Annotated in this window: 4 protein-coding genes; 2 read left to right on the top strand and 2 right to left on the bottom strand. The window is 64.7% G+C overall.

The annotated features are described in order from the left end of the window. A partial coding sequence (locus A3764_RS01710) for a CTP synthase (protein WP_067951089.1) occupies positions 1 to 1,604 on the bottom strand: 1,604 nt, incomplete at its 3' end. Positions 1,605 to 1,784: 180 nt separating this feature from the next. Then, the gene (secG, locus tag A3764_RS01705; RefSeq protein ID WP_067928187.1) at positions 1,785 to 2,150 is read right to left on the bottom strand and encodes a preprotein translocase subunit SecG; all 366 of its coding nucleotides are present in this window, start codon (positions 2,148 to 2,150) and stop codon (positions 1,785 to 1,787) included. A 384-nt stretch (positions 2,151 to 2,534) separates the two neighbouring features. On the opposite strand from secG, the gene nthA reads away from it, so the two are divergent. Continuing rightward, positions 2,535 to 3,164 carry a nitrile hydratase subunit alpha gene (gene nthA / locus A3764_RS01700; protein ID WP_067928232.1) on the top strand — a complete coding sequence of 210 codons (630 nt, stop codon included), beginning with the start codon at positions 2,535 to 2,537 and terminating at the stop codon, positions 3,162 to 3,164. Beyond that, positions 3,161 to 3,833: nitrile hydratase subunit beta (gene nthB, locus A3764_RS01695; protein ID WP_067928184.1), on the top strand; the 673-nt coding region annotated here is incomplete at its 3' end. The genes nthA and nthB, both read left to right, overlap by 4 nt.

Below are 3,833 nucleotides of genomic sequence, written 5' to 3'. Positions count from 1 at the left end.
GAAAACAGCGGATGCGGCGCGAAAGGCTTCGACTTCAGTTCCGGGTGGAACTGCACGCCGATGAACCACGGATGATCGGACCATTCCACGATCTCCGGCAGGCGACCGTCGGGGGACATGCCGGAAAAGCACAGGCCCGCTTCCTCAAGCTGTTCGCGGTAGGAAATGTCCACCTCGTAGCGGTGCCGGTGGCGTTCGTCGATCGCCGTCGTGCCATAGGCCAGCGCCACTTTCGAGCCTTCCTTGAGCCGCGCGTCATAGGCGCCCAGCCGCATGGTGCCGCCCTTGTCGTCGCCCACCTTGCGTTCGACCTTGTGGTTGCCCTGGATCCATTCCTTGAGGTGATAGACCACCGGCTCGAACCGTTTCTTGCCCGCTTCGTGGTCGAATTCCTCCGACCCGGCGGTCTTGACGCCCGCCACGTTGCGGGCGGCTTCGATCACCGCCATCTGCATGCCGAGGCAGATGCCCAGATAGGGGATCTTGTGCTCACGCGCGTATTGGGCGGCCTTGATCTTGCCCTCGGTGCCCCGTTCGCCAAAGCCCCCGGGGACGAGGATGGCGTGGAACCCTTCGAGGTGGGGGCCCACGTCGGCAGCCGTATCGAAAAGCTCCGAATCGACCCATTCGACGCGCACCTTGACACGGTTGGCCATGCCGCCGTGGGTCAGCGCCTCCTTGATGGATTTATAGGCGTCTTCGAGCTGGGTGTATTTGCCCACGATGGCAACGGTCACTTCGCCTTCGGGGTTGTGCACCCGGTCGGAGACATCGCGCCAGACGGCAAGGTCGGGGCGCGGCGCGGGCGAGATCTGGAAGGCGTCCAGCACTGCCTGATCGAGGCCCTGTTCGTGGTAGGACAGCGGCGCGTCATAGATCGAGGCGAGGTCATAGGCCGCCACGACCGCTTCCTTGCGGACGTTGCAGAACAGGGCGATCTTCTCGCGCTCCTTGTCCGGGATCGGGTGTTCGGAGCGGCAGACGAGGATGTCGGGCGCGATCCCGATGCTTTGCAGTTCCTTGACGGAGTGCTGGGTGGGCTTGGTCTTCAACTCGCCGCTTGCGGCCAGATAGGGCAACAGGGTGAGATGCATGAAGATGCACTGGCCACGCGGTTTGTCGTGGCTGAACTGGCGGATCGCCTCAAAGAACGGCAGCCCTTCGATATCGCCCACGGTGCCGCCGATTTCGCAGAGCATGAAATCGACCTCGTCATCGCCGATGTCGAGGAAATCCTTGATTTCGTTGGTGACATGGGGAACCACCTGGATGGTCTTGCCGAGGTAGTCGCCCCGGCGCTCCTTTTCCAGCACGGTGGAATAGATGCGCCCGGAAGACACCGAATCCGTCATGCGGGCGGGGACGCCGGTAAAACGTTCGTAATGCCCAAGGTCGAGATCGGTTTCCGCGCCATCGTCCGTCACGAAGACTTCGCCATGCTCGAAGGGCGACATCGTGCCGGGATCGACATTCAGGTACGGGTCAAGCTTGCGCAGTCGCACGCTGAACCCGCGCGCCTGCAGCAGGGCACCCAGAGCGGCAGACGCCAGACCTTTGCCCAGCGAGGAAACGACACCGCCGGTGATGAAGATATAGCGTGCCATATATGCGGAGACCCCCGTGATATTCTGATGCGCCAGTCCCAAAGTCCGACTGGCGATGCCGCTGAAACAGCGGCACCACGGGACTTGAGAATAGCAGGATTCGGCGGATCTTGGCAAGGCCGAGGCGCAACATGATGTTGGCGGCGGCCCCGTGATCCTCAATCTGTTGCGGTTACTGGTTTAATCGGCGCTGGGCACCAGCGGCGCGTTGTCTGTCGCCGAGGGCGGCAGCAGGTCGTTTCCGCTGGGCAGGCTGTCACCGGCGGTGCCCGAAGACACGGGAACCGAGTCGCCCAGCCGGTCGATGACCGAGGCCCCGGCGGATTTTCCCGCCGCGATGATGGTCAGCGTGATGGAAGTGATGATGAAGCCGATGGCGAGGATCCATGTCATCTTGCCCAGGGCCGTCGCCGCGGCGCGTCCTGAAACGGCGCCGCCGCCACCGCCACCCATGCCGAGGCCACCGCCTTCGGAACGTTGCAGCAGCACCACCCCGATAAGGCCCAGGGCGAGGAACAGGTGGATGATCAGAACGACGTTTTCCATGGGCGTGAACGGCTTTCGAATTGGCTTTGGGCGTATCTAGGCAAGTTTGGCTTTGGGGGCAAGGGCAGGTTCGGGCCGGTCGGCCCCGGTTTGCCGCTGGAGGCGGCGCGAAGGGGCGGGACGGCCATGGATGGCAGGGCGGGCAGCGGTGGCGGGCGCAAACGAAGACCGCCGCTTTGGGGCGGCGGTCTGTCGAAACGGTACTCTACCACGCCGAGTAAGAGGGCTATCCTGGAATTGAGGTGGATCAGACTCGTTTCGTGCCCTCACCATAGCATGAAATACGCAGATTCTGGCATTATAAGTATGTCGTTTTTTCAAATAGATGTCGCGTTGCCGTGGCGGGCGATGGACAAGGGGATTCGCTCCATGCAGGATGTGGTCATGCCCCATGATCATTCAGACCATTCGCACGGTCCCGACCATCCGCACACCCTGCTGCCGCCGGAGCCTGCGCTGCGGGTACGCGCGCTGGAAACCCTGCTGGAGCGCAAGGGGCTTGTCGATCCCGCGGCGCTGGATGCGATCATCGATACCTATGAAAACCGCATCGGCCCGCGGGGCGGCGCGCAGGTGGTCGCACGGGCATGGACCGAGCCCGAATTCCGCGCAGCCTTGCTGGAGGATGCCACGGCTGCAGTAGCGGATATGGGCCTTTACGGGCGGCAGGGCGAGCATATCGTCGCGGTGGAGAATACCGGCACCGTACACAACATGGTCGTCTGCACGCTGTGCAGTTGCTATCCGTGGCCGCTTCTGGGGATTCCGCCGGGCTGGTACAAATCGGATGCCTACCGCGCGCGCGCCGTGCGCGAGCCGCGCAAGGTGCTGGCCGAGTTCGGGGTGACCCTGCCCAGGGAAACCGCCGTGCGCGTCTGGGACAGCACGGCAGAGGTGCGCTATCTGGTCGTACCGCGCCGGCCCGAGGGGGCGGAGGGGCTGGACAAAGAGGCGCTTGCCGCACTGGTGACCCGCGACAGCATGATCGGCTGCGGCCTTGCGGTGAACCCGTGACGCGCCCCCATGACATGGGCGGGCGCTTTGGCGATGGCGCTGTCGTGCCGGAACCCGAAGGCGAGGTCTGGCACGAGGAATGGCATCCGCGTGCGTTGGCGGTAACGCTGGCGGCAGGGGCGCTGGGCGCATGGAACATCGATGTATCGCGCCATGCGCGTGAGGCGTTGCGCCCGCCGGATTACGCACGATTTTCCTATTACGAAAAATGGCTTGCGGCCCTGGCCGATCTGCTGGTCGCCCGCGATGTCGTCTCCCCGGGGGAACTTTCCGGCGCGGCAGAGCCGTCACAAAGCCCGCTTGCCGCCAAGAAGCTGCAGGCGGCGGATGTGCCTGCGGCGCTGGCCCGGGGCGGCCCCGCCGACCGGCCCGGCGGACCGGATCCCGCCTTTGGCCCCGGTGATGCCGTGCGCACCCGTCCGTTTTCCGAGAACCGAATGGTGGAGGGCGGCCATACCCGCATGCCCGCCTATGCCGCGGGCCGGGTGGGGCGCATCCTGCGGCGGCACGGCACCCATGTGCTGCCCGATGCATCGGCCCATGATCTGGGCGACCGGCCCGAACCGCTTTATGCGGTGGCCTTTCCCGCCGCCGCCCTCTGGGCGCATCCGGAACATCCCGGCGACGAGGTCGTGCTCGACCTGTGGCAAAGCTATCTGGAACCGGCAT

This window comes from Sulfitobacter sp. HI0129, from assembly GCF_001635395.1.
In the GTDB taxonomy this organism is placed as follows: domain Bacteria; phylum Pseudomonadota; class Alphaproteobacteria; order Rhodobacterales; family Rhodobacteraceae; genus Sulfitobacter.
Note: the sequence above shows the minus strand (reverse complement) of the source record. Positions and strands in the feature narration are given on the sequence as shown.

Excerpts from the sequence above, each read along its gene's own strand:
- secG (WP_067928187.1), bottom strand. The coding sequence starts at position 2,150 with ATGGAAAACGTCGTTCTGATCATCCACCTGTTCCTCGCCCTGGGCCTT.
- nthA (WP_067928232.1), top strand. The coding sequence starts at position 2,535 with ATGCCCCATGATCATTCAGACCATTCGCACGGTCCCGACCATCCGCAC.